General features: G+C 30.8%; 22 protein-coding genes and 8 pseudogenes. 24 read left to right on the forward strand and 6 right to left on the reverse strand.

Annotated elements, in window-relative coordinates; all coding sequences use genetic code 11:
• Positions 1-249: 249 nt before the first annotated feature.
• Together PL321_RS11880 and PL321_RS11885 are read right to left on the reverse strand one after the other, a co-directional pair.
• On the reverse strand, positions 250-552 hold the full coding sequence (locus tag PL321_RS11880) for a hypothetical protein (protein ID WP_273962193.1): 303 nt from the start codon (positions 550-552) through the stop codon (positions 250-252).
• Positions 553-671: 119 nt separating this feature from the next.
• Positions 672-1,115 (reverse strand): metallophosphoesterase, encoded by a 444-nt coding sequence (locus PL321_RS11885; protein ID WP_273962194.1) that lies wholly within the window; start codon positions 1,113-1,115, stop codon positions 672-674.
• Between the two features lie 796 nt (positions 1,116-1,911).
• Between PL321_RS11885 and PL321_RS11890 the strand changes: the two genes are divergently transcribed.
• The 11 genes and pseudogenes from PL321_RS11890 to PL321_RS11920 all read left to right on the forward strand — a co-directional run bounded on the left by PL321_RS11890 (position 1,912) and on the right by PL321_RS11920 (position 8,481).
• Positions 1,912-2,238: a hypothetical protein gene (locus PL321_RS11890; protein ID WP_273962195.1), complete on the forward strand. Its 327-nt coding sequence runs from the start codon at positions 1,912-1,914 to the stop codon at positions 2,236-2,238.
• Between the two features lie 769 nt (positions 2,239-3,007).
• Complete coding sequence (locus PL321_RS21440) at positions 3,008-3,196, forward strand: hypothetical protein (protein WP_443110654.1); 189 nt, start codon at positions 3,008-3,010, stop codon at positions 3,194-3,196.
• 53 nt (positions 3,197-3,249) lie between these two features.
• Positions 3,250-3,804 carry a Na+/H+ antiporter NhaC family protein gene (locus tag PL321_RS21445; RefSeq protein WP_443110655.1) on the forward strand — a complete coding sequence of 185 codons (555 nt, stop codon included), beginning with the start codon at positions 3,250-3,252 and terminating at the stop codon, positions 3,802-3,804.
• 68 nt (positions 3,805-3,872) lie between these two features.
• Complete coding sequence (locus PL321_RS21450; RefSeq protein ID WP_443110656.1) at positions 3,873-4,109, forward strand: hypothetical protein; 237 nt, start codon at positions 3,873-3,875, stop codon at positions 4,107-4,109.
• Positions 4,110-4,153: 44 nt separating this feature from the next.
• Positions 4,154-4,336 (forward strand): hypothetical protein, encoded by a 183-nt coding sequence (locus PL321_RS21455; protein ID WP_443110657.1) that lies wholly within the window; start codon positions 4,154-4,156, stop codon positions 4,334-4,336.
• Positions 4,337-4,520: 184 nt separating this feature from the next.
• Complete coding sequence (locus PL321_RS11900; protein WP_273962196.1) at positions 4,521-4,733, forward strand: disulfide oxidoreductase; 213 nt, start codon at positions 4,521-4,523, stop codon at positions 4,731-4,733.
• A gap of 289 nt (positions 4,734-5,022) precedes the next feature.
• On the forward strand, positions 5,023-5,346 hold the full coding sequence (locus PL321_RS11905) for a GNAT family N-acetyltransferase (protein WP_273962197.1): 324 nt from the start codon (positions 5,023-5,025) through the stop codon (positions 5,344-5,346).
• A 290-nt stretch (positions 5,347-5,636) separates the two neighbouring features.
• Positions 5,637-6,044: a hypothetical protein gene (locus PL321_RS11910; RefSeq protein ID WP_273962198.1), complete on the forward strand. Its 408-nt coding sequence runs from the start codon at positions 5,637-5,639 to the stop codon at positions 6,042-6,044.
• A 150-nt stretch (positions 6,045-6,194) separates the two neighbouring features.
• The gene (locus tag PL321_RS21460; RefSeq protein WP_443110658.1) at positions 6,195-6,383 is read left to right on the forward strand and encodes a 4Fe-4S binding protein; all 189 of its coding nucleotides are present in this window, start codon (positions 6,195-6,197) and stop codon (positions 6,381-6,383) included.
• Between the two features lie 109 nt (positions 6,384-6,492).
• Positions 6,493-7,348 (forward strand): annotated as a pseudogene (locus PL321_RS11915) (DegV family protein).
• Between the two features lie 211 nt (positions 7,349-7,559).
• Positions 7,560-8,481: pseudogene (locus tag PL321_RS11920) on the forward strand (lysophospholipase).
• Positions 8,482-8,700: 219 nt separating this feature from the next.
• Here the strand turns inward: PL321_RS11920 and PL321_RS11925 are convergent.
• The gene (locus tag PL321_RS11925; protein ID WP_273962199.1) at positions 8,701-9,915 is read right to left on the reverse strand and encodes a transposase; all 1,215 of its coding nucleotides are present in this window, start codon (positions 9,913-9,915) and stop codon (positions 8,701-8,703) included.
• Entirely contained in the window at positions 9,912-10,091 is a 180-nt protein-coding gene (locus tag PL321_RS11930; RefSeq protein WP_273962200.1) for a hypothetical protein, read from the reverse strand. Before PL321_RS11930 ends, PL321_RS11925 begins: the two co-directional genes overlap by 4 nt.
• Positions 10,092-10,360: 269 nt before the next feature.
• Here PL321_RS11930 and PL321_RS11935 point away from each other — a divergent pair.
• Positions 10,361-11,075: pseudogene (locus tag PL321_RS11935) on the forward strand (ZIP family metal transporter).
• Between the two features lie 260 nt (positions 11,076-11,335).
• Here PL321_RS11935 and PL321_RS11940 read toward each other — a convergent pair.
• Both PL321_RS11940 and PL321_RS21465 read right to left on the reverse strand, forming a co-directional pair.
• Positions 11,336-12,274 carry an ISL3 family transposase gene (locus PL321_RS11940; RefSeq protein WP_337961026.1) on the reverse strand — a complete coding sequence of 313 codons (939 nt, stop codon included), beginning with the start codon at positions 12,272-12,274 and terminating at the stop codon, positions 11,336-11,338.
• Complete coding sequence (locus PL321_RS21465; protein ID WP_443110716.1) at positions 12,247-12,408, reverse strand: transposase family protein; 162 nt, start codon at positions 12,406-12,408, stop codon at positions 12,247-12,249. The genes PL321_RS11940 and PL321_RS21465 overlap by 28 nt, the downstream gene beginning before the upstream one ends.
• A 418-nt stretch (positions 12,409-12,826) precedes the next feature.
• On the opposite strand from PL321_RS21465, the pseudogene hypB reads away from it, so the two are divergent.
• From hypB to PL321_RS11995, 12 genes and pseudogenes are all read left to right on the forward strand, one after another.
• Positions 12,827-13,494 (forward strand): annotated as a pseudogene (gene hypB, locus PL321_RS11950) (hydrogenase nickel incorporation protein HypB).
• 20 nt (positions 13,495-13,514) lie between these two features.
• Positions 13,515-16,232: pseudogene (locus PL321_RS11955) on the forward strand (FAD-dependent oxidoreductase).
• A 67-nt stretch (positions 16,233-16,299) separates the two neighbouring features.
• Positions 16,300-16,641 carry a hydrogenase maturation nickel metallochaperone HypA gene (locus PL321_RS11960; protein ID WP_273962201.1) on the forward strand — a complete coding sequence of 114 codons (342 nt, stop codon included), beginning with the start codon at positions 16,300-16,302 and terminating at the stop codon, positions 16,639-16,641.
• Positions 16,642-16,988: 347 nt separating this feature from the next.
• Positions 16,989-18,509: a glutamate/gamma-aminobutyrate family transporter YjeM gene (gene yjeM / locus PL321_RS11965; protein ID WP_273962202.1), complete on the forward strand. Its 1,521-nt coding sequence runs from the start codon at positions 16,989-16,991 to the stop codon at positions 18,507-18,509.
• A gap of 105 nt (positions 18,510-18,614) precedes the next feature.
• Positions 18,615-18,746, forward strand: a complete 132-nt coding sequence (locus PL321_RS20080; protein WP_337960811.1) for a hypothetical protein — start codon at positions 18,615-18,617, stop codon at positions 18,744-18,746.
• On the forward strand, positions 18,737-18,844 hold the full coding sequence (locus PL321_RS20085) for a hypothetical protein (RefSeq protein ID WP_337960812.1): 108 nt from the start codon (positions 18,737-18,739) through the stop codon (positions 18,842-18,844). Before PL321_RS20080 ends, PL321_RS20085 begins: the two co-directional genes overlap by 10 nt.
• Complete coding sequence (locus PL321_RS20090) at positions 18,841-18,972, forward strand: hypothetical protein (RefSeq protein WP_337960813.1); 132 nt, start codon at positions 18,841-18,843, stop codon at positions 18,970-18,972. The genes PL321_RS20085 and PL321_RS20090 overlap by 4 nt, the downstream gene beginning before the upstream one ends.
• A gap of 168 nt (positions 18,973-19,140) precedes the next feature.
• Positions 19,141-19,713: pseudogene (locus tag PL321_RS11975) on the forward strand (LysE family translocator).
• A gap of 69 nt (positions 19,714-19,782) precedes the next feature.
• Positions 19,783-21,343 (forward strand): annotated as a pseudogene (locus PL321_RS21470) (sigma 54-interacting transcriptional regulator).
• A 179-nt stretch (positions 21,344-21,522) separates the two neighbouring features.
• A pseudogene (gene megL / locus PL321_RS11985) lies at positions 21,523-22,697 on the forward strand (methionine gamma-lyase).
• 141 nt (positions 22,698-22,838) lie between these two features.
• The gene (locus PL321_RS11990; protein ID WP_273962203.1) at positions 22,839-23,069 is read left to right on the forward strand and encodes an NfeD family protein; all 231 of its coding nucleotides are present in this window, start codon (positions 22,839-22,841) and stop codon (positions 23,067-23,069) included.
• Positions 23,070-23,073: 4 nt separating this feature from the next.
• Positions 23,074-23,211 (forward strand): NfeD family protein, encoded by a 138-nt coding sequence (locus PL321_RS11995; RefSeq protein ID WP_273962204.1) that lies wholly within the window; start codon positions 23,074-23,076, stop codon positions 23,209-23,211.
• Positions 23,212-23,220 lie beyond the last annotated feature (9 nt).

The following is a 23,220-nucleotide window of genomic DNA, read 5'->3' on the forward strand; positions in this document are numbered from 1 at the left end:
GTTTCTTATATACGTTAAAACTTTTAGAAATAAGCATTGGGGTTAGGGGTGAGGTGAGGTTAATATTAAATGTTTTGTCGTAATCCAGCATATTTTTTATAAAAAGATATATGCCTGATTAAACACCTGTTAAGATTAGGGTATTTACACAAAAACCTTACTTGAAAAGAGGCATTAATCAAGTGTGCACTAATAAATTTATTAAAAATTTATGTTTTAATACGGGTTTTTCTGGTTATACATATCTAACTAATTAGACAACGTGATTACTGTTACCTCAGGCCTATTATTAAATCTTAAGCCAAAATCTCCATTACCTAACCCTCTATTTACAATTAAAATATTATTATTAATTTCATACTTACCAGCATTGTATTTAGGAAAGAAAACTCTCTCCGGAGAAAGAAATCCACCGATAAAAGGTATTCTTATTATTCCACCGTGAATATGCCCACATAAAGTTAAATCAGCACCCCAAGAAGAATATGTTTTAAAATAAAGTGGATTATGGGTTAATAATATGTTATAAGTCCTGTCATCTATTTTACCCAAAATTTTTTCAATCTTATCTAAATCAAAAAATACATCCTTTGTATATTGATTTTTAGAATCTTTATAGTATTTTAGGTTATAGCATAAACCATATAAATTTATTTTATCTTCTCCTTTAATTAGAGTAAATTTTTGATTGTTAAGTATTTTAACTCCAAGTTCATCAAGCCTATTAAATAATTCTCTTTTTTATTATCAGATAAATTTTGTTCGTGATTTCCAACTATATAATATACATCATAATCTTTACTTAGTTGTTCTGATAAACTTAAAAACACATTATAATCAGTATCCTTTGTATTAATCATATCTCCTGTCATAACAATTATATTAGGTGATTCTCTTTTAATATTTTTAATGAGCTTGTCATTATTTCTCCCAAAACTTTTACTATGCAAATCCGATATCTGAACTATTTTGAAATTATTAAATGCATTTGGGATTTTATTAGATATAACCGTATAATGCGAGACCTGTAAAATATTATTTTCATAATAATACAAAGCAATTAAAAATAAAATTGTTATTAGAGTTAAATTCCATTTTTTAAATTTTATTTTCATATTAATTTTATCCTCCAATTATAGATTAAAAATTTATATGGAAAATGTTTAATAGTAACTGCAATTTAATTTTATAAATATAACTTTTCATAAACTTTATATACAACAATTAATCCTATAATTTTAAACAATATTACAAAATTATATCAATTATAACTATACTATACTATGTATTTTCTATAATTTGCAATTATTTTTTAATAATAATTTTTTAAATAAAATTCATTATATGTTAAATACATATATAAATAGTTTCTTACAAAGAAGTTAAAGAAAAATAAGAGTAAAGTTTTATAGTTAGACGTGAAAACAAGCATTCTCACTTAATTACTTTTGAATTTTTGATTTGGTATAGGATGAAATTATAAAGATAAAAGAGGCAAAGGGTTATAAGACAGGAGGAAGTAATCTGGTTTTGAACATTAAGAATTTGTAGTTGTATATATAACCCTTCTAAAAATTTTATTGGTATGTGTTAAGATGAAATAATAGTAGCAACAATAAAGATAAAGTAGGTAAATATAAAACAATTATGTGTAATATGGTTTATATGGAATAATATAGAAAAAAGTGTTGACTTTATATTTCTATAGATTTAAAATGATTATAAATTAATTGGAATAAGTAACAATAAAAAGGATATATTTACACTTATGATAAATGCGTAGAGTATTTTTGTGTTTATTAGTCTTCAATCAATTAATAAAAAGAAGGTGGTATCATTAATAAGAGAATAGTTAAAATAATAATATTATCGATATCAATAATTGCATTGTTGATGTTGCAATTTAAACCATTGCTTAATTATTTAAATAATCTAATTATATACAAAGAAACTCATATTAATTTATATAATAAAAAACCTATTTTTAAAGCTGAATCTTCACCAAGTTTTCACGGTGATGGAGTAGATTATTATGTATATAAACTAAAGAAAGCAGATATTGATTTAATAGTGAATGATAAAATAAAAGATTCTAAATGGAATATATTGCCTATAGATAAAGAAATATATAGTGTTATAGATAAACAAATTACTTATGATGCTGAACTAACAAATTTACTTAAAAATACAGGCTATTGCCCGATACCAAATGTTAAAAATGGATATTATTTTTTATAAATAAAAATAGCAATTCAAAAGATTATTATTTTAATTTTAAGCTATATATGTTAGATGTAGATAATTTTTTACTTTATTTAATTAAATATGATTCTTGATTTTTATTAGTTGATGGAAAAAAGTATTCCTTATAACAAAAATGTTGTTGCAAATTATTGCCCTCCTGTAAAGTAGGCAGTTTTAATACTCAACTTTTTAAAAATCATAGAGTATTAATGGGATTTGTTGACATTGTATTTGTAAAATGTCCTAATATAGTGATAGTTTAAATAGGGTTTATTTATTATGTTAAAAGTTCATAAGAAGAAATTATAAAAAATAAAAGCCTTAATTTTGAGGTTTTATCAAGCTCTTGACAAATTATGTTTGTCAAGAGCTTGATATTTTTGTAAAAATATGCTGGGGCTACGCCCCAACATTTATTATAGAACCTCATATTTTTGGTATAGAGTCATTTTGTCGAAATATGTTGGTGAATAAATATTGAATAATCGAGTTAGAAATATTATTATTAAATAGTTATAATGTTTATAGTCAATTATTTTATACAGATGTAAAGTATAAAACACATATTTGTAAAGATTATTTTACAAATATGTCAGATTGTTGATAAACCCCGTGATATTTTAAATTCACGGGGTTTATTTATGCTGGTAGCATATAAATTTTTAAGGAGATTTTCAAAATTTGTTTTAATTATAAATAAAATATATGGTTTATGGCATATAAGTTGCTTAAATATGTTAAAATTTAAACAGGAGGGATATAAATGGAAAAACGAAAAAATACATCTAAAGGTGTTGCCTTAATTCCTTTTTTAATTTTTATATTGGTTTATCTTGGAAGTGGAGCATATTTGCAATCAAAGGGTGTTGAGTTAGCTTTTTATCAATTTCCTGCACCTGTTGCCGCCTTTATAGGAATTATCTTTGCTTTTCTACTTTTGAAGGGAGTGTAGATGAAAAATTTGATACCTTTATAAAGGGATGTGGAAATCCAAATATTATCATTATGTGTATTATCTATTTGCTTGCAGGTGCATTTGCTACAGTTTCCAAGGTTATAGGAGGGGTAGATTCTACTGTTAATTTAGGTTTGACATATATACATCCAAATTACATAATTGCTGGATTGTTTGTGATAGCTTGCTTCATATCCTTGGCAACTGGTACTTCAGTTGGTTCAATAGTTGCTATTGGACCTATTGCAGTGGGTTTAGCACAAAAGGCAGGATTATCTTTACCACTTACATTAGCTTCTTTATTAGGTGGTGCTATGTTTGGAGATAATCTATCCGTTATATCAGATACAACAATAGCAGCAACAAGAACACAAGGGTGTGAAATGAGAGATAAATTTAGAGTTAATATTTTTATTGATCTACCTGCAGCGGTAATCACTTTGATTTTACTTGTTATTTTTGGAAGACCAGAAACAATACCAAGTTTACAGGTTTATGATTATAATTTAATTAAAGTAATACCATATTTATTTGTCTTGATATTGTCATTAGCTGGTCTAAATGTTTTTGTTGTTTTAACAATAGGTATTTTTTATCAGGAATAATAGGACTCTACTATGGTGATTTAACTCTATTAACCTTTAGCCAACAAATATTTGAAGGTTTTAAAGGTATGATTGATATATTTATACTTTCTCTTCTTACTGGTGGATTAGCAGAACTTATTTCAAAGGCTGGAGGAATTCAATTCTTAATGGAAAAGATTCAAAAATTGATTAGAGGAAGAAAATCTGCAGAGTTAGGAATTGCGGCCTTGGTTTCTTTAACAGATGCAGCTGTTGCAAATAATACTGTAGCAATTATAATTAATGGTTCAATTGCTAAAGAGGTGAGTAAAAATATAATGTAGATCCAAGAAGATCCGCAGCTTTATTAGATATATTTTCTTGTATTGTGCAAGGACTAATTCCCTATGGTGCACAGATGCTTATACTACTTAGCTTTGCAAATGGTTCAGTTTCTCCTTTTGAGGTAATTCCTTTAGTATGGTATATACATTTACTGGCAATATCATCGATAATATCTATTTTCATACCATTTTCAGAAGGAATAAGAAGGGGAACTTATAGAAAGTAATAATAAAAAGTTATATTAGGTATAAAAATAATTTAATAAATTAATATTTTGGGGTAAGTATTCGATTAGAATGCTTACCCTTTTGTATTACATTACTTTATTAGCATAAGATAATAATGTTTACAAAATTAGTTTTTATGCTAAAATTAAATTATAAATATATGGGAATCTTTTAGGAGGACATATGTGTATTAATAAAGATATGATTATACTTGATATTGTTGAAAAATATCCAGAAACAGAGGATGTTTTTCATATGTATGATGAAGCAGCTGGTACCTGCATATTGTGTTCTAATCTGTTTGATTCTTTAGAAAATGCTTTAAATAAGTATGGTTTAGATTTAGATAAAGTTATGCATCAATTAAATACAGTTATTGATAAAAATAAATATTAAAATTCTGGGTTTAAGTGAATAAATCTATGTTTGTGCTTTGTGTAATGAATACTTCAATAAGAAGGGAAGTTTTAACCTAATCATACTCCTATAAGTGGGTTATGAATGTTGCTTGATAAACAAAATTATTACCGAAAATCAAGGTAAAGTTAGCCATTTAGATGGTAAAACTGGGGATGGAACAGCCCTTTGAGCTTGGTAATCTGGTAGCAGAAGCTATCTTGACTACGAAGCCACCACCTCTATAGGTGGGGGTAGTTTACAATAAAAGATTAAGGAGGATATTAATATGAACTGGAAGTATGAAAATGGACGCATATACAGTGTTGATGAAAAAGGAGAATTAATGGCGGAGACAACTTTTGTTCTAAAGGACAATGGAGAGGTAGATATTGATCATACATATGTTAATCCTGTTTTAAGAGGACAAGGTGTTGCATCAAAAATGATGGAGGTTGTAGCAGAGTATTTAAGAGAAAAAGATTTAAAAGCTACAGCAAGCTGTTCATATGCTAATTCTTGGCTTCAAAAGCATAAAGAACAATATGCAGATATTATATCAAAAGATTTAGATAATGAAGTTATTGCTTGTAAGATAGGTGGAAAGCATTAATATTTTTTAAAAAGCCTTTAAAAAAGGCTTTTTCATTTTTAAAAAGAATTAAAGAAAGACTTGAATTAATGGTTAAGGCAGGAATCAAAGTAGTGTGTGTAGAATAGTACTACTATAAATTTAAATGCTTGCTATATAGGAAAATAGAAATATATATTTTTCAATAAGTTCAAATTGTATGTTTATGGTTAAAATTGTTTTAGATGTCATAAACTAATATATATTTGAATAATGCATATAAAGTGGATTTAAAAAATAAAAAAATTATTTATGCAAAGAGGTGTTGGTATATGAAGGGGGCAGTTGTTTATTTTTCAGGGACTGGTAATACAGAATTTGTTGCTAAACTATTTGAAAAGGAATTAAAGGAGAAGGGATATGAAATTACTTTAATTGATGTTTGCAAAAAACAAACTTTAATGATAACTACTCTTTTATGTATTTGGATGTGTTATACACGCCGAAATGTTTCCAGATGTATTTATGAATTGGATAAGAAAAATATAAAACAAGGTAGTAAAAGAAGATGCATAATTTTTTCAACCCAAGCATCAAATAAGGCAGCAGGGGCGAGTTTATTAGCTGATGAGCTTGAGGATAAAGGTTTTGATGTAAGAGTAGTTGAATTTATAACTATGCCTAATAACTATTATTTAGTTGGTTTTGGTAAGGACAGTCAACATAAAAAGATATGCTAAAGCAACAAGCTAAAAATACTGTAAAAAAGCAGTTGATACCTTTGTTGAGGGAAGGAGCAGCATAAAAACTGCATCTAAGCTACGAAAAACATTTGCAAAAATAGAGTATCCTATGTTTTTAAGGTTTTCAAAATCTTGGGCAAGAAAAAAGTGAGTGTAGATACAACACTTTGTGTAAAATGCCAAAAGTGTGTAAAAAATTGTCCAGTTAAAAATATTTATTTTGAAGAAGAAATAAAATTCAAAGATAACTGTATATCCTGTCAAAGATGTTTGCATTTATGTCCAGTTAATGCGTTTAAATATAAGGGTAAGCATTTTGAACAATACAGTATTTAATTAGGGTATATGCTCAAAATAAGTCGAAAAATATTGAAATATGGGGAATGAAATGGTAAAATATATTCAAATTATTTATTAAAACTAATAAAAGAAGTGAGTGAATTGAATGGCAGTAAAAATTTTAACAGACAGTACAAGTTATTTAACTGAAGAGATCTGTAGAGAACTTGACATTAAAAAATTTCACTTAGCGTATCTTGGGATGATATGAGCGTAAAGGAAACTGAAATTAGTAATGAGGATTTTTACCGTTTGATGGAAGAAAAGGGGATACCAAAGTCTTCTCAACCTTCAATAGGAGAGATGTTTGAGGAGATGAAAAGGGTTGTAGCAAATGGAGACAGCCTTGTGTGTATTCTTCTTTCCTCTGAAATGAGTGGTACATATCAATCAGCCCTTATGGTAAAAGAAATGGTGCTTGAGGAATACAAAGATGCTAAGATAGAAATTATTGATTCAAGGTCTAACTGTATGCAGCTTGGTTTTGCTGCTATTGTTGGGGCAAGAGCAGCAAAGGCAGGAAAAACAATAAAAGAGGTTGTTGATGTTATTAAGCAGAATATAAGAAGAAGCAGATTTCTATTTATTCCTGATAATCTTGATTATTTGAAAAAGGTGGAAGAATAGGAGGAGCCAGTGCACTTTTAGGAAATCTTTTAAAGATTATTCCAATACTAACTGTTGAGGATGGAAAAACAACAGTAGCCACTAAGGTTAGAACCAAGAAAAATGCTGTTGCAACAATGATTGAAAAGGTAGTTAAGGATAGCTCTGTTTTTGGACTTAAGGAAATTATAGTGCACCACATTAACTGTTTAAATGAGGCTTTAGAGTTATCAAAATCTATAGAGGAAAAGCTAAATGTCAAACCCAAGATTGTTGATATAGGACCGGTAATTGGATTACACGTTGGTCCAGGTGCAATAGGAATTGTCTATTATACAGAAAAAGATATGAGGTAAGAGGTAATATGCACTGCATATCACCTCTTTCAATTTTTAATTATAAAAAACTTAAATAAAAAATTTCTAAAAAATATAATAAATAATATTAGGTTATAGTACAATTTTAGAGAAGGAATATTAAGGTATTATACGAATATATGTATATATATGATATAACATATATATTACAAAAATAATTTTATTAATTTTTTAAAAGGAGGGGGTTAGTTTGAGGAGGGAGGATTTTACCTTTAAAGATGAGCAGGGTGTAGAAATTTATACTTATAAGTGGATCCCAGATGAACAGATAAAAATTAAAGGTGTAATTCAGATAGCCCACGGAATGGCTGAAACAGCGGCAAGATACGAGAGGTTTGCAGAGTTTATAACAAATGAAGGATATGTAGTGTATGCAAATGATCATAGGGGACACGGTAAAACAGCTAAATGTATTGAGAATATTGGCTATATAGGTAGTGATGGATTTAATTGGATGATTAAAAATATGAAGCAGCTGAATGATATTATTAAAAAGAATATCCAGATATTCCAGTTTATCTGATGGGACATAGTATGGGTTCTTTTCTTTCACAGGGATATATTCAAAGATATGGTGACAGTATAGATGGAGTGATTTTATCTGGAACTGCAGGTAGACAGGGACTGCTATTGGAACTTGGTATAATTATTGCAAAGCTTGAGATGAAAAACAAAGGAGAGAGATGGCAGAGTAATTTGCTTAATAAATTATCCTTTGGAAATTATAATAAATCATTCAAACCAAACAAAACAGAATTTGATTGGCTTAGCAGTGACGAAAAAGAGGTTGAAAAATATATTAATGATCCATTTTGTGGAACAGTATTTACCACAAGCTTTTTTACGACTTTCTTAAAGGCCTTAAAAACATACATAAAAATAGAAATATGGCAAAAATACCAAAGGACTTACCAATTTATATCTTTGCAGGTGAACAGGATCCAGTAGGAAATAAGTGTAAGTCGATTAAGTGGCTAATAGAAAGATATAAAAGATTAGGAATAAAGGATATAGAGTATAAGTTTTATAAAGATGGAAGGCACGAAATGCTAAATGAGGTTAATCGTGATGAGGTTATGAGGAATATATTAGCGTGGCTTAAAGCCCATTAGATATGCTTATAAACAAAGTGGTGTAGATTTACATCACTTTTATTTTTAGATATATGGAAAAGATAATTATTGATTGAAGTATAGTGAATATAATGATAGAATTTTTTATATAAGAATAATTATTATTTAGATATGAGCATAATTAAATAAAAAATAAAACAACAAAAGTTAAATTATTACAATTTTTATTAAGCGTAGCTTAACTATCAAAAACGGAACTTAAATTGAAATGAAAGAAACAAAAAAGGGTAGACTATCCCCTTGGTGAAATTGATGCTTAAAAATTTTGATATAACTTAGTTTAAGCTGTCCTTTTAATCCCGATAGGGATTTGTATTTATCAACACAGCCAGATTTTATAGCAGCAATTGCAATAGTTAAAAGACAAATATGTCCGATTGTATTTAGATTAGCAACAGAGTTAATATTTTTAACATAAGCTTGCTCAGTATTTAGATTCTTCCATCTAGAATTGTATCTTTCAGACTCAGTTCTAAGACTGTATATTTTCTTGAAAAATATAGAATCACGATTTATGGAAGATCTATAATCAGTGCCAATACTTATGTATTTTACACAACCTCTGTTTTTCTTACCGTTAAAGAATTTTTCGTGGTTACATGGACATAAAGAATCATCTTTAGAAGTTCTAAAAGGACAGCAAAACTTTTGTTTAATATAGGAATCAAAATATTGTTTGCCATCTTTATGCATTGCTAATCCAGCATCGCATATTACATTACCTGTGGATGTTAAGTCTTTAGGCTTTCTTCCACGTTTATTTAATGCAATGAAAGCATGACCTTTAAGGGTATTACGAATAAAGTCATGATTTTGCTTTGAATCATAGCCTTTATCAGCAATAATATAACTACCTTTGAGTGGGAACCACTCATTTGTATCAGATAGGATTTCTGTAAAGTTAGAAATTTCATTGACATCAGCGGTTGTAGTAAATTCAGCAATGGGAAGACCAGAGATAGCATCACAAATAACATGATTTTTGTATCCCCAGTAGAATTCATATTTTTTCTTTGAATTATTGGGTTTATCTTCTGAAACTTGAACATTCATAGAGTTATTAGCAGTATGAACACCTAATTTACAATCTTTATCAGAAGAAGGCGGGTTATTTTTAGAAAACTTGTTATTTGCGAAGCATTTAGGATTATTAAATTTAGTGTTAGCTTTAACAGGCGTTGCATCAACTGATATAAAGTTGTTGTCAATAAATCCTAGTTCTTTAAGAATATTAACTTGATTTTTCATGATTTCCTTAAGATAAGAGTTAGATAAATTTTTAATAAATCTCTGAAAAACTGAGTATGAAGGCAAAGGCTTAAGAATATTAAAACCACAAAGCTGAGCAATGATTAGATTATTTTCTAGAAAATCTTTTAGGTCAGTAATTTTGCTGAACTTCTCACATTTCATAACAATAAAGGCTCTAAAAGAGCATGGCGAGAATAGCCATTAGGACCATATTTAGAAGGAATCCTATCGGGTAATATAGATAAATCAAGGTTATCAAAGATTTTGGTATAAAAATTGATAAGTTTTTGAGAAGTAAAAAGTTCAATTATATTAAATATTTCTTGACGTTGGTACATAGAGATTTCCTCCTTATTGTTTTTGTATTATGTGTGGTTATATAGTATAATTCGACAAAAAGAGAGGAAATCCTATGACATAAATTTGAGTGATAAAAAATTTGGCCCTATCGGGCTAGTAAAATCAAGGTCTTTGAGTTATGCTCAAGGCTAGAATAATTATTATTTATTTGTGAGGTGATATAGTGGATTACATAAAATCAAGTCCAGTTCTTTTATCATTGTTAGCAACACTTTTTACTTGGTTTTTAACTGCATTAGGGTCAACTATGGTTTTTATATTTAAGGAGATTAATAGAAAAGTATTAGATGGAATGCTTGGTTTTGCAGCTGGGGTTATGATTGCTGCAAGTTTCTGGTCTCTTTTAAACCCTGCAATAGAAATGGCTGAAAATATGGGTATTATTTCTTGGATTCCTGCAGTTATAGGGTTTTTGTTAGGAGGGCTTTTCTTAAGATTTGTAGATATGTTTATGCCACATCTTCATATGTTTTCAGATGAGGCAGAGGGTATAAAAACAAGCTTAAAGAGAAGTGTACTGCTTGTGCTTGCAATTACACTACATAATATCCCAGAAGGTCTTGCTGTAGGAGTTGCTTTTGGCGCATTGAATACAGGAAATACATCTGCTAATTTAGCAGGTGCAATTGCACTTGCAATAGGAATAGGACTTCAAAACTTCCCAGAGGGTGCTGCTGTTTCAATTCCCTAAGAAGGGAAGGATTATCAAGGTTTAAAAGTTTTATTTATGGTCAATCTTCAGGAATAGTTGAACCTATTGCAGCAGTAATTGGTGCATCTTTAGTTTTTATATGCAAAATATTTTACCCTACGCATTGTCCTTTGCAGCAGGAGCTATGATATTTGTAGTTGTTGAGGAGCTTATTCCAGAATCACAGGCAGGAGAACATACACATATTGCAACATTAGGCACTCTTTTAGGCTTTGCTGTTATGATGGTATTAGATGTTGCATTAGGTTAATTGAATTTTGTATATAGGGGCTGTAGATGAATTTAAAGATTAATGAAACAAATTAAAATGATTATAGTTTACATACAAGTTTCATCAATATATAGGCTCTTTGTCAATAGTTGGGGCGGGCATTAGATTAGAATGCCTGTCCTTTCTTATTTGATAATGATTTTAGCAAGATAGATAGGATGAGGGAGTTTACCCTTAAAAAATTGCACGACAAAAAGACCAACGATAGTTGGATTTCCTAAAATACAATATTTAACAGATTATTTATTACAACAATGAAGAATTCTATTCCTGAATCTATCAAAATTTCTATAGCCGAAGGCTATTCTTTTAATAACTTTGATTTTATTATTAAATCCTTCTATACAAGCATTTGTATAAGGAATATCAAAAGAATTACAAATCTCATTAAAATATCTGATATAGGTATTTGCACATCTTTTCAATTCATTGATACCACTATTTTGTGCAAGTTTAATCCAATCTTTTAAGAGGACACGAGCTTCGTTAGAAGAAGGTGAAGCATCAATAATACTCAATAACTTTTCCTTTAAAGTGTGGGCAATTGCTAATTCACTATTATAAGAAAACATAACTTGTAAAGCTAACTTTGAATCTGTATCAAGTAAGCCATATCTTTTTAAAATAAGCTTTTTACTTCTTTTAAAGTATTTTCTTAATTTAATTGATAGTTCTCTTTGGATACGTTTTCTTACCGCTTCTACTGCCCATATGACTTGTCTAATATAGTGAAATTTATCTATAACAATTACAGCATTTTTGAAATAAGTTTTAGCTAAATCAATATAGGGTTGCCACATATCACAAATAAAGTGTGTAACGCTATCGCGATTTTTAATTTTTCTAAAATAATCTATAAGAATATGCTCTTTTCTATCTTTAATAATGTCTAGTATTTTATGATTAACAGGATCGACTATTGCACAATGATATTTAGAACCACCAGAGTTACCTTTAAATTCATCTATAGATATTATTTTAGGTAAATTAGTAGGAGAAGAGTAAGATACATTATCAAAAATACGTTTTATAGTATCGATAGATAGATTAGTTTTTCTAGCAACTGATGTCATACTATATTCATTAGATAATTCATAAATTACAAACATAGCTAATCTATTAGTTATTCTATGATAACGAGGTAAAAATTCTATATGTTCATAAAATTTTTGCCGCAGGCATTACAACGATATCTACGTTTTTTAAGAATGATAAAAGTATGTTTAAAGAATAAGGGTATGTCTTTAATACGCTGAATTCTATAATCGTGAACTCTTGTAACTTTGGAATTACAATTAGGGCAAGTACAAATTTTTTCTTAGTTTCTAAGTATATCTCAATGTACGTGTCATTATGAATAATCTTTTTATAATAACATCTTTAAAACCTAATAAATTTTTGATAGAATTATTAGTGTGCACTTGATGGATGCCTCCTTTCAGGTAAGGTTTTTGTTTGGTTATTTTAATTTTACCAGGTGTCTAATCAGGTGCACATATTTTTTGTAAAAAATATGCTGGGTCTACGCCCCAACATTTATTATAGAACCAATATATAAAGTTTGATGAAACTTGTTTTTTAGTCAAAATTTTGTCAAACCTATGAAGGATTTTTCGATAATATATAGAATATTTATAATATACAGTATAATTTAAATAATAATAAAAGACACACTTTGTCCTATTAAATTAAGTAGTTTCATAAATATATTATAAAGGAGGTATAGGTTGATGAGTTCCTATAAAATTATTGAGATAAAAGAAAGTGTTTTCTCTAATAATGATAGACAAGCAGATATTTTAAGGGAAGAACTAAAAAAGAAAAAGACCTTTTTATTAAATCTTATGTCTTCTCCAGGTTCTGGTAAAACGACTACTGTGTTAAGAACTATTGAGGCATTAATGGAGGAAATGAATATAGGAGTAATGGAGGCAGATATTGATTCAGATGTAGATGCCAGTTTAGTTGCAAAAACAGGGGCAAAGGTAATACAACTACATACAGGTGGGATGTGTCATCTTGATGCAGATATGACTAAACAAGGATTAGATGAACTTGAAGCAGAAGGGCTTGATTTAGTTATACTTGAAAATGTTGGAAATCTTGTTTGCCCAGCAGAGTTTGATACAGGTGCATCAAAAACGCTATGATTTTAAGTGTTCCAGAGGGAGATGACAAACCTTTAAAGTATCCCTTGATGTTTTCAGTTGTTGATGTTCTTTTAATAAATAAAATTGATGCGATGTGTATTTTTGATTTCGATATTGAAAAGGTTAAAGAACGTGTAAAAAAATTAAATCCAAATATAAAGGTTATTCCCATTTCAGCAAGAACTGGAGAGGGATTTGATGAATGGATAGACTGGTTAAGAAAAGAGGTAAAGGCTTGGAAGGAATAATTTATTAGGGGGATAGATTTATGGTTAAAGAAAAGGTGCTTGATTTAGCAAACAAAATAAGTAGAACAAAGCGTGGTTCAAAGGATGAGATAACACCAAATGACCCAGAGTACAAGATATTAGAACCAGTTGTAACAGAGGAAATGGCAGAGGTAGGACTTTGTCTTGAGCTCAGGAAGCCTCAAAGTGCAGAGGAAATAAGTAAAAATGTGGTAAGTCCATAGAAGAAACAGAAAGATTGTTGTGGGAATTAGCAAAGGCTGGAGCAGCATTTGTTAATAAAATTGATGGTGTTGATAAATTTTGGCACGAGATATGGGTACCAGGTCATATGGAAATGATAGTTAATAATAAAGAAAATGCTAAAAAGTATCCACAATTAGGAAAGGCCTTTGATGAATATGGAAAAAGAGGGGACCAAAGGCTGCAGGAAATGTTCCTGTGGGAGTTGGACCTATGCGTGTAATACCAATTGAACACGCTATTGAAGGAGAAACAAGAAGAGCATCCTTTGAGGAAATATCGAAATATTTAAATGAAAATACGATTTTTTCAGTTTCCGACTGTTCCTGTCGTACAGCAAGAGAGGCAATGGGAGAGGGATGTGGTCATTTAAAGGAGGATATGTGTATTCAGCTTGGACACGCAGCAGAATACTACATAAGAACAGGAAGAGGAAGACAGATTACACGTGAAGAGGCCTTTGAAATAATAAAAAGAGCAGAGGAAAATGGATTGATGCACTGTATTCCAAACACAGATGGGCCAGGAAAAACCCACGCTATTTGTAATTGCTGCGGGTGTGGATGTTTTGCAGTAAGAATTGCAAATATGTTTGTAAATCCTGATATGGTGCGTTCAAACTATGTCTCACAGGTTGATAAGAATAAGTGTGTTGCCTGTGGAGAATGTGTAGAAAACTGTCCAACAAATGCCTTAAAACTTGGTCAGAAGCTGTGTTCAAAAACTCCTATTACACAAAAGAAAAGAGAACTTCCCTATGATACAGAGTGGGGTCCAGATAAATGGAATCCTGATTATCGTATAAATAGACAGGTTGTGTTAGAAACAGGTTCAAGCCCTTGTAAAGCAGAATGTCCAGCACATATTGGTATACAAGGCTATATAAAATTAGCAGCACAGGGAAGATATACAGAAGCACTTGAACTTATAAAACAAGAAAATCCTTTCCCTGCTGTATGTGGCCGTGTTTGTCCAAGATATTGTGAATCAGCTTGTACAAGAGGAGATATAGATGACCCTGTTGCGATAGATGAAATTAAAAAATTTATTGCAGAACAGGATTTAAATAAGGAAAGGCGTTATATACCTAAAAGAGACATAATTATGGCAAAAAGATTGCTGTTATTGGAGCAGGGCCAGCAGGTTTATCCTGTGCATATTATCTTGCTATAGATGGATATAATGTAACTGTTTTTGAAAAGGAAAAGGTATTAGGTGGTATGCTGACCCTTGGAATACCATCCTTTAGACTTGAAAAGGATGTTGTTAATGCAGAAATAGATATATTAAAAGAAATGGGTGTGGAGTTTAAGACTGGTATAGAAGTTGGAAAGGATATAAAATTAGATGATTTAAGAAAACAAGGTTATGAAGCCTTTTATATTGCAATTGGTGCACAAGCAGGTAGAAAATTAAAGATTGAAGGTGAAGATGCAGAAGGAGTTATAACTGGGGTTGACTTCTTGCGTTGTGTAAATTTAGGTGAGTTAAATAATTTAAAGGGAAATGTTGTAGTTGTAGGTGGTGGAAATGTTGCAATAGACGTTGCAAGAACAGCAGCAAGAATAGGTGCTTCAAAGGTCGATATGTATTGTCTTGAAACCAAAGAAGAAATGCCTGCACTTGATGAGGAAATAGAAGAGGCAGAAGCAGAGGGAATAGTTATAAATAATTCTTGGGGACCAAAACGTATTATAACAGAAAATGGAAGGGTAGTTGGTGTTGAGTTTAAAAAGTGCGTTTCTGTTTTTGACGAAAATAAAAAGTTTAATCCAAAATATGATGAAAATGAAACAAAGTTAGTAGAGGCGGATTATGTTTTAATATCAGTAGGTCAAGCGATTGATTGGGGAGGACTTATTGAAGGAACAAAAATAGAGTTGAATCCTAATAATACAATAAAGGTTGACCCTGTAACCTATCAAACTGGCGAAAAGGATGTGTTTGCAGGAGGAGATATTGTAACAGGGCCTAAGTTTGCAATTGATGCAATTGCTATGGGAAAAGAAGGTGCAATATCAATTCATCGTTTTGTGCACCCAGGACAGAGCTTGGTTCTTGGAAGAACAAAGAGAAATTATAAGCCCTTTGACAAGCAAAACCTTGTACTTGAAGGATATGATAGAATGCCAAGACAAAAACCAGTTCATATTGATGTAGAAAAGGCAAAGGCAACCTTAAGAGATTTGCGTGGTACATTTACTGAAGAACAAGTTAAGAAGGAAACAGAACGTTGTTTAAGCTGCGGTGCAACAGTTGTTGATGAGTTTATGTGTATAGGATGTGGACAATGTGTAACAAAATGTAAATTTGATGCAATTAAGCTGGTTAAAAAATATGATGCACAAAATCCTGAGTTTAGCAAAATGAAGTCTACTATAGTTAAGTATGCTCTAAAGAGAAAAATAAGAATTACACTTAAAAAGCCTATGAAGTATATAAAATCTGTTTTTACGAGAAAAAATAAGAGAGCTTTAGCATATATAAATACTTAATATTGTCGCCAACTTTTGAAGTTGGCGACAATATTAATTAAATTATTTTGTTTAAGGAGATGTTTTTATGCACGAGTTAGGAGTTATAATTGAAGTTGTTAAATATGTTGAGGATTTTGCAAAGAAAAATAATCTAAAGAAAATAGATACTCTTGTTCTTCAAATAGGTGAATTATCTGCTATGATTCCAAGATATATTGAGGCCTGCTATCCAGCGGCAGTGGATGGAACAATGCTTCAGGATACAAAATTAAAAATTGAAATAATGCCTGCGAATGCAATTTGCAAGGATTGTGGGAATGTTTTCAATGTACTTAAAAACAATAAAGTATGTCCAAAATGTAAAGGCGAGGTTTGGGAACTTCTCTGCGGCAGGGAATTTATGATAAAGGAAGTTGTAGCCTATTAATATAGGTATTCCCCCTCAGTTTTGGTGTTAAGTTTTATTAATAAAAAGGCAACATATGCATAGTATTGTATGCGGAAATTCATTTCCACAATATTTAGAAAATTAATTATTAAATATAACTTTTCATAATTGAATAAAACAAGTTTTTTATTCAAAAATATATATTTAGCAAATATATTTATTTTCATAATGAATTAATATAAAACACACTATTCACAAAACAGAATAAATAAAATATTCATAATATAAAAACTTTTTATTGAATTATTGCGTATGTTGTCGAATTGTGTATAATAGTATTTGTGAGATGAACAAATAAGAAAAAATACCTAAGGAGGGGGACAAAAATGGCATCAAATAAGAAGCCAACAGGTAAACTTACACTGGTATCATTGATACTTATGATCTTTACTTCAGTGTATGGATTCAACAACATCCCAAGATCATTCTATAAGATGGGATATGCTGCTATTCCTTGGTTTATACTATCAGGAATAACATTCTTCATTCCTTTTGCATTTATGATGGCTGAATATGGTGCAGCCTTTAAGAATGAAAAGGGTGGAATTTATTCTTGGATGGAAAAATCAGTAGGACCAAGATTCGCATTTATAGGTACATTTATGTGGTACGTTTCATATATCATTTGGATGGTTAACGTATCACAAGGTATGTGGGTTCCTTTCTCAAATGCAATATTTGGTAAGGATACAACAAAGGATTGGGTAATTTTAGGATTATCAGGACCAAAGTTACTTGCAGTACTTGGTATATTATGGATAGTATTCGTAACTTATATCTCAACTAAGGGTCTTGACAAGATAAAGAAGATTACTTCACTTGGTGGTTCAACAGTTGCAGCACTAAACATTGTCCTTTGGATAGGTGCTATAGCAATATTAATACTAAATAAGGGACAACTTGCTCAACCAATAGAAGGACTAAAGTCATTTACTCAATCACCAAATCCAAAGTTTGCTGGAAATATGATAGCAGGACTTGCATTCATAGTTTATGCAATATTTGCATATGGTGGTATTGAAGCAGTTGGTGGTCTTGTTGACCAAACTGAAAACGCTGAAAAGACATTCCCAAAGGGAGTTGCAATATCAGCAGCGATAATATCAATTGGTTACTCAATGGGTATATTACTTGTAGGTATATTCACTAACTGGACAAATGTTATAAATCAAGAGGGTGTTCACTTAGGAAACGCAGGTTATGTTGTTATGACTAACCTTGGTATAGAATTTGGTAGAGCTATAGGTGTAAGTGATGCTACAGCTATGGCTATGGGAGCAGGAATAGCAAGATTTGTTGGTATTTCAATGTTCTTAGCATTAATGGGAGCATTCTTTACACTAACTTATGCACCACTTAAGCAAATGATTGAAGGTACACCAGCTGAATTATGGCCTTGGAAGATGGGTGAATTAAAGGATGGTATGCCAATATATGCTATGTGGGTACAAGCTGGTATAGTTGTTGTTATGATAACTTTACTTGCAGTTGGTGGAGATTCAATGTCAAAGTTCTTTGATATACTTGTTGCGATGACTAACGTTGCAATGACTCTACCATATATGTTCCTATCAGGTGCATTTGCACCATTTAAGAAAAAGACAGAAATACACAAACCATTCGAAGTGTTTAAGAGCTACAACAGTGCATTATTTGCATCAATAGTAGTTACACTTACAGTTGGATTTGCTAACTTCTTTACAGTACTTGAGCCAGCATTAGCTGGAGATATGAAGACAACATTCTGGTCAGTTGCAGGACCAATATTCTTCTCAATAGTAGCATTTATAATGTACTACGTATACGAAAAGAAAACTGCTTCAAAGAAGGCAGACAGGGCTGCATAATAGGAGGCTGCATTTGCAGCCTCTTTTTATGTTTCGATAGTATTTGACAAAATACGATATTAGTTATATCATAATATTGTATTATTGTGATATAGGAGGTATAGTATGAAAAAGGCTGTTGATTTTCATAGAGAAGGATATAACTGTGCAGAGGCAATAATAAAATCAGCTAATCAAAAATTCGGTTTAGAAATCCCAGTAGGTTTAGGGAGTGCTTTTGGGGAGGAATGGCTGTAGGAAGTACTTGTGGTGCGATAACTGCAGCAGCTGTAGTTTTAGGTTATATAAATGGCAGAAATGAAGCATCAGAAAAAATGAAGCAAGAGCTCCTATGAGGGAGATTATGAAGGCTGTAAAAGATAATTATGGAACAGATAACTGCCTTCAGCTTAAGAAAAACGGAGTTTCTTGTGATGAAATAATTGATTATATAGATGCTTTACTTGAAAACGTAGCAAAGTAGAATTTAAATCGGTTAGTTTAAAAACAGGTGTCGAGAGGATTTATATATTTGAAGACGCCTGTTTTTTATTATTTTATAGTATAATAAAATTTGCTTTTTAAGAATGTTTAGAAATATAATATAATTAAGTGCAAGACTAAAAGAAGGAGAGGCATTATGAGAAATTTGATGTTTTTAATTAAAACAGTATTTGCTGGTTTGTTTACTGGAGTAGCATTTGCCATACCTCTTGGTCCAGCAGGTTTAGAGTCGATTAAAAGGACTGTAAATAGTGGTATAAAGGATGGATTAATGGTTGCACTTGGGGCAGTATTGGCAGATGCCTTTGATATTTTATTTATAAACATTGGGCTTTTTAGTTTGCTTAATCAAAACAAAAGCACAGAAGCAATTTTTTATAATTTGTGGTTTCTTTATCTTATTTTTCGCATTTGAGGACATAAAAAGTACAAGGGAGATGTGGATAAGAATACAACCAAATATGATTCTAAACCTTTATTAAAGGGATATGTTATAGCATTTACAAATCCAATGACGCATTCCTTTTGGTTGACAATAAGTGGTACTCTTATACATAGGTTTAGTGATATAAGACCTATATACTATTATATATTTTTAGTTTTCATAATCATTGGTATGTTTATATGGTTTATGTTATTAAATTTAGCTGCATTGAAGGGATTTCAAAGATTTGAAGGAACAAAAACAACAAAATATTTGAAAAGCTTACAACAGGTATAATGATTTTATTTGGTATAGGCTTTATTATTTTTGGGCTATATAATTTTAAATTATTTAAAGGGTGATTAGATGAAGGGAAATATAAGATTAGAAATAAGAACAAAGGATACTATAGGAATAACCCTAAAAATACTTGAAAAATTATATGAGAATGAAGATAGATTTAAGGGCTGCAGAGGTTTTTCTAAGAAGGTGTGTATTAAAATAGATGAAATATCAAAGGAAAGACTTGAAAAACTGATAGAACGTATATCTGAGATTGAAGAGGTTTTAAGTGTTGATGAGGTTGAATTATTGTCCAATGAAAAAATGAAAGAAAATTAATTGCTATAATTGATGCCGTTGATGAGGGGGTACTCGCAGTAAATAAGGACTATAAAGTTGAAATATTTAATAGATACTGCGAAACATTATTTAAATACAACAAGGATGAAGTCATTGGTAGTGATATTAGAGGAATTATAAATAAAGATGCACCTATGTTTAAGCTGTTTAGAGATGGTATCCCCTATGACAACGTTGAACAGATTGTGGATAGGGAGAGTTTAAAATACATTATTTAACATCAGGCAGGCCGGTATTGGATGATCTAGGTAATACAATTGGTGCTGTTGCTTCGATTAAGTATATTAATAAAGCAATGGAGCTTGTAGAAGTTGTAAATACAATAAAGGATGGTGCCTTTTCTGATATAATAGGAAAAAGTAATCAGATAGAGTATGTAAAGAAGCTTGCAGCTTCTGTAGCTAAAACAACATCCACTGTTCTTTTGCTTGGTGAAAGTGGAACAGGTAAAGAGCTTTTGCAAAGGCTATACATAGGCTGAGTAATAGAGGAAATAATAAGTTTATTGCAATAAACTGTGCGACTTTGCCTGAAAATCTATTAGAGAGTGAACTTTTTGGATATGAAGAGGGAAGTTTTACAGGTGCTCTAAAAGGTGGAAAGGATGGTATATTTGTTGAGGCAAATGGTGGTACTTTGTTCTTAGATGAAATAGGTGAAATGCCCCTTAAACTACAGGCAAAGATATTAAGAGTGCTGCAGGAGGGTGTTGTTCGAAAAATAGGTTCAAGCAAGAGAAACTAAAATAGATGTTAGAATTATAGCTGCTACAAACAGAAATATTGAGGATATGGTTAAAAATGGAGAGTTTAGAGAGGATCTTTATTATAGGCTGAGTGTTATGCCGATTTATCTTCCACCACTTAGAGAAAGAAAAGAGGATATACCTCTTCTTGTTAACTATTTTGTGGAAAGTTTAAATAAAAAGTTCAATGGAAAGATAAAGAAAATAGAAAAGGGATATATTGAGGAGTTAATGAAATACAGCTGGCCAGGGAATATAAGAGAATTACAAAATGTAGTAGAAAGATCTATTATACTCTGTGAAGGAGATGCACTAACAAAGGACAATGTGTACATAAATATTGAAAAAGTAGGGCAAAATGAAGTTGTAGATTTTAACTACAAAGAGAGAACCCTTGATGAGATTGTATCTGAATGTGAGAGGGAAGTTGTAAAAAGAGCTCTTGAAAAATATAAAAGCTATAGAGAGGCTGCAAAACATTTAGGGGTATCTCATACAACTATAATGAATAAAATAAAAAAGTATAAGCTATATATGTAAAATTTAATTTACGACTGTAAAAGAATTTTTACATTTATTAATACATACTGTAAAGTATATTTTACAAATAATAATAATCCTTTGAACTTTCTGTCTTTAGTTGTTGCATCATATTTGCTTATATATAATTGAAAAAGTTCAAAGGAGGAAACTTTATGGATAGAGAAAAAGCAAAAAATATGGGATTTTCAACTAAAGCAATACACGCAGGAAATCACAAAAATGAGTTTGGTACTTTAGCAACACCAATATATCAAACTGCTACATTTGTTTTTGATAGTGCACAGCAGGGAGGAAATAGATTTGCAGGAAAAGAAGAAGGATATATATATTCAAGATTAGGAAACCCTACTGTGAGTGTATTGGAAGAGAAGATATCAATACTTGAGGGTGGAGAGGCTTGCGTTGCTACATCATCAGGTATGGGGGCTATATCATCAGCACTATGGACAGCACTAAAGGCTGGTGACCACGTAGTAGCAGCAGATACACTATATGGTTGTACCTTTGCATATTTAAGTCACGGGCTTACAAGATATGGAGTTGATGTTACTTTTGTAGATGCATCAAATCCTGAAAATATAAAGAGTGCTATGAGGGAAAATACAAAGGTTATTTATATAGAAACACCAGCAAATCCAAACTTAAAATTAATAGATATAAAAAGGTAGCAGAAATTGCACATAGTAAGGAAGACTGTATACTAATTGTAGATAATACCTTCTGTACACCTTATATTCAAAGACCAATTGAACTTGGTGCGGATGTAGTTGTTCACTCAGCAACTAAATTTTTGAATGGACACGGGGACGTTATTGCAGGATTTGTAGTAGGAAGAAAAAGTTTTATAGACCAAGTAAGATTGTTTGGTATAAAGGATATGACAGGTGCTTGCTTGAGTCCATTTGATGCATATTTAATTTTAAGAGGGCTTAAGACATTAGAAATAAGAATGGAAAGACATTGTAGTAATGCAATAAAGGTAGCTAAATTCTTAGAAGAGCATAAGGCCGTTAAAAAGGTTTATTATCCAGGGCTTGAAAGCTTTGAACAATATGAACTTGCAAAGGAACAAATGAGACTGCCAGGTGCCATTATTGCCTTTGAATTAAATGGTGGAGTAGAAGAAGGAATAAAAGTGCTAAATTCCTGCAGGGTTTGTACATTAGCAGTAAGTTTAGGAGATGCAGAAACTTTAATACAACATCCAGCTTCAATGACACATTCTCCTTACACAAGAGAAGAAAGACTAAAGGCTGGCATATCAGATGGACTAATAAGACTTGCTGTTGGACTTGAAAATGCGGAGGATATTATAGCAGATCTAAAGCAGGCTTTAGATGCTATAGTATGAAATAAAAATCTATAGAGGGGTAACACTAAAAAGGAGCAAGAGTTTGCTCCTTTTTAACTAATATTAATAAAAATAAATACTTTAACTTTTTTTAATGACTTAGTAATTTAATTGGTGTATAATACTATTAGAGGTGGTAATATGTTGTATATATGGATATTAGTATCACTTGCAGCAATTTTAATTGATGCACTTACAAGTAGCTTTATATTTTTTAGCTTTGCTGTAGGAGGAATAGGAGCATTAATACTTTTAATGTTTAATGCTTCCATTGCAGTACAGATTATTGTTTTTATGGTCCTTAGCATAATTTCAATACTATGGGTTGCTCCATACGTAAGGAAAACACTTAAAAAACACCCCTGCTTTTAAACCAATGGAACAAAACTATATAGGTAGGGTGCTTGTTGCTGAGGAAGATATAAAAGAAAAGACACAGATAAAATATGAAGGAATATATTGGTATGTGCTTAATGCTGGAGAACCTATAAAGAGGGGGATAAATTTAAAATAACAGGTATTG

This window comes from Caloramator sp. mosi_1 (genome assembly GCF_028622835.1).
Taxonomy (GTDB): domain Bacteria; phylum Bacillota; class Clostridia; order Clostridiales; family Caloramatoraceae; genus Thermobrachium.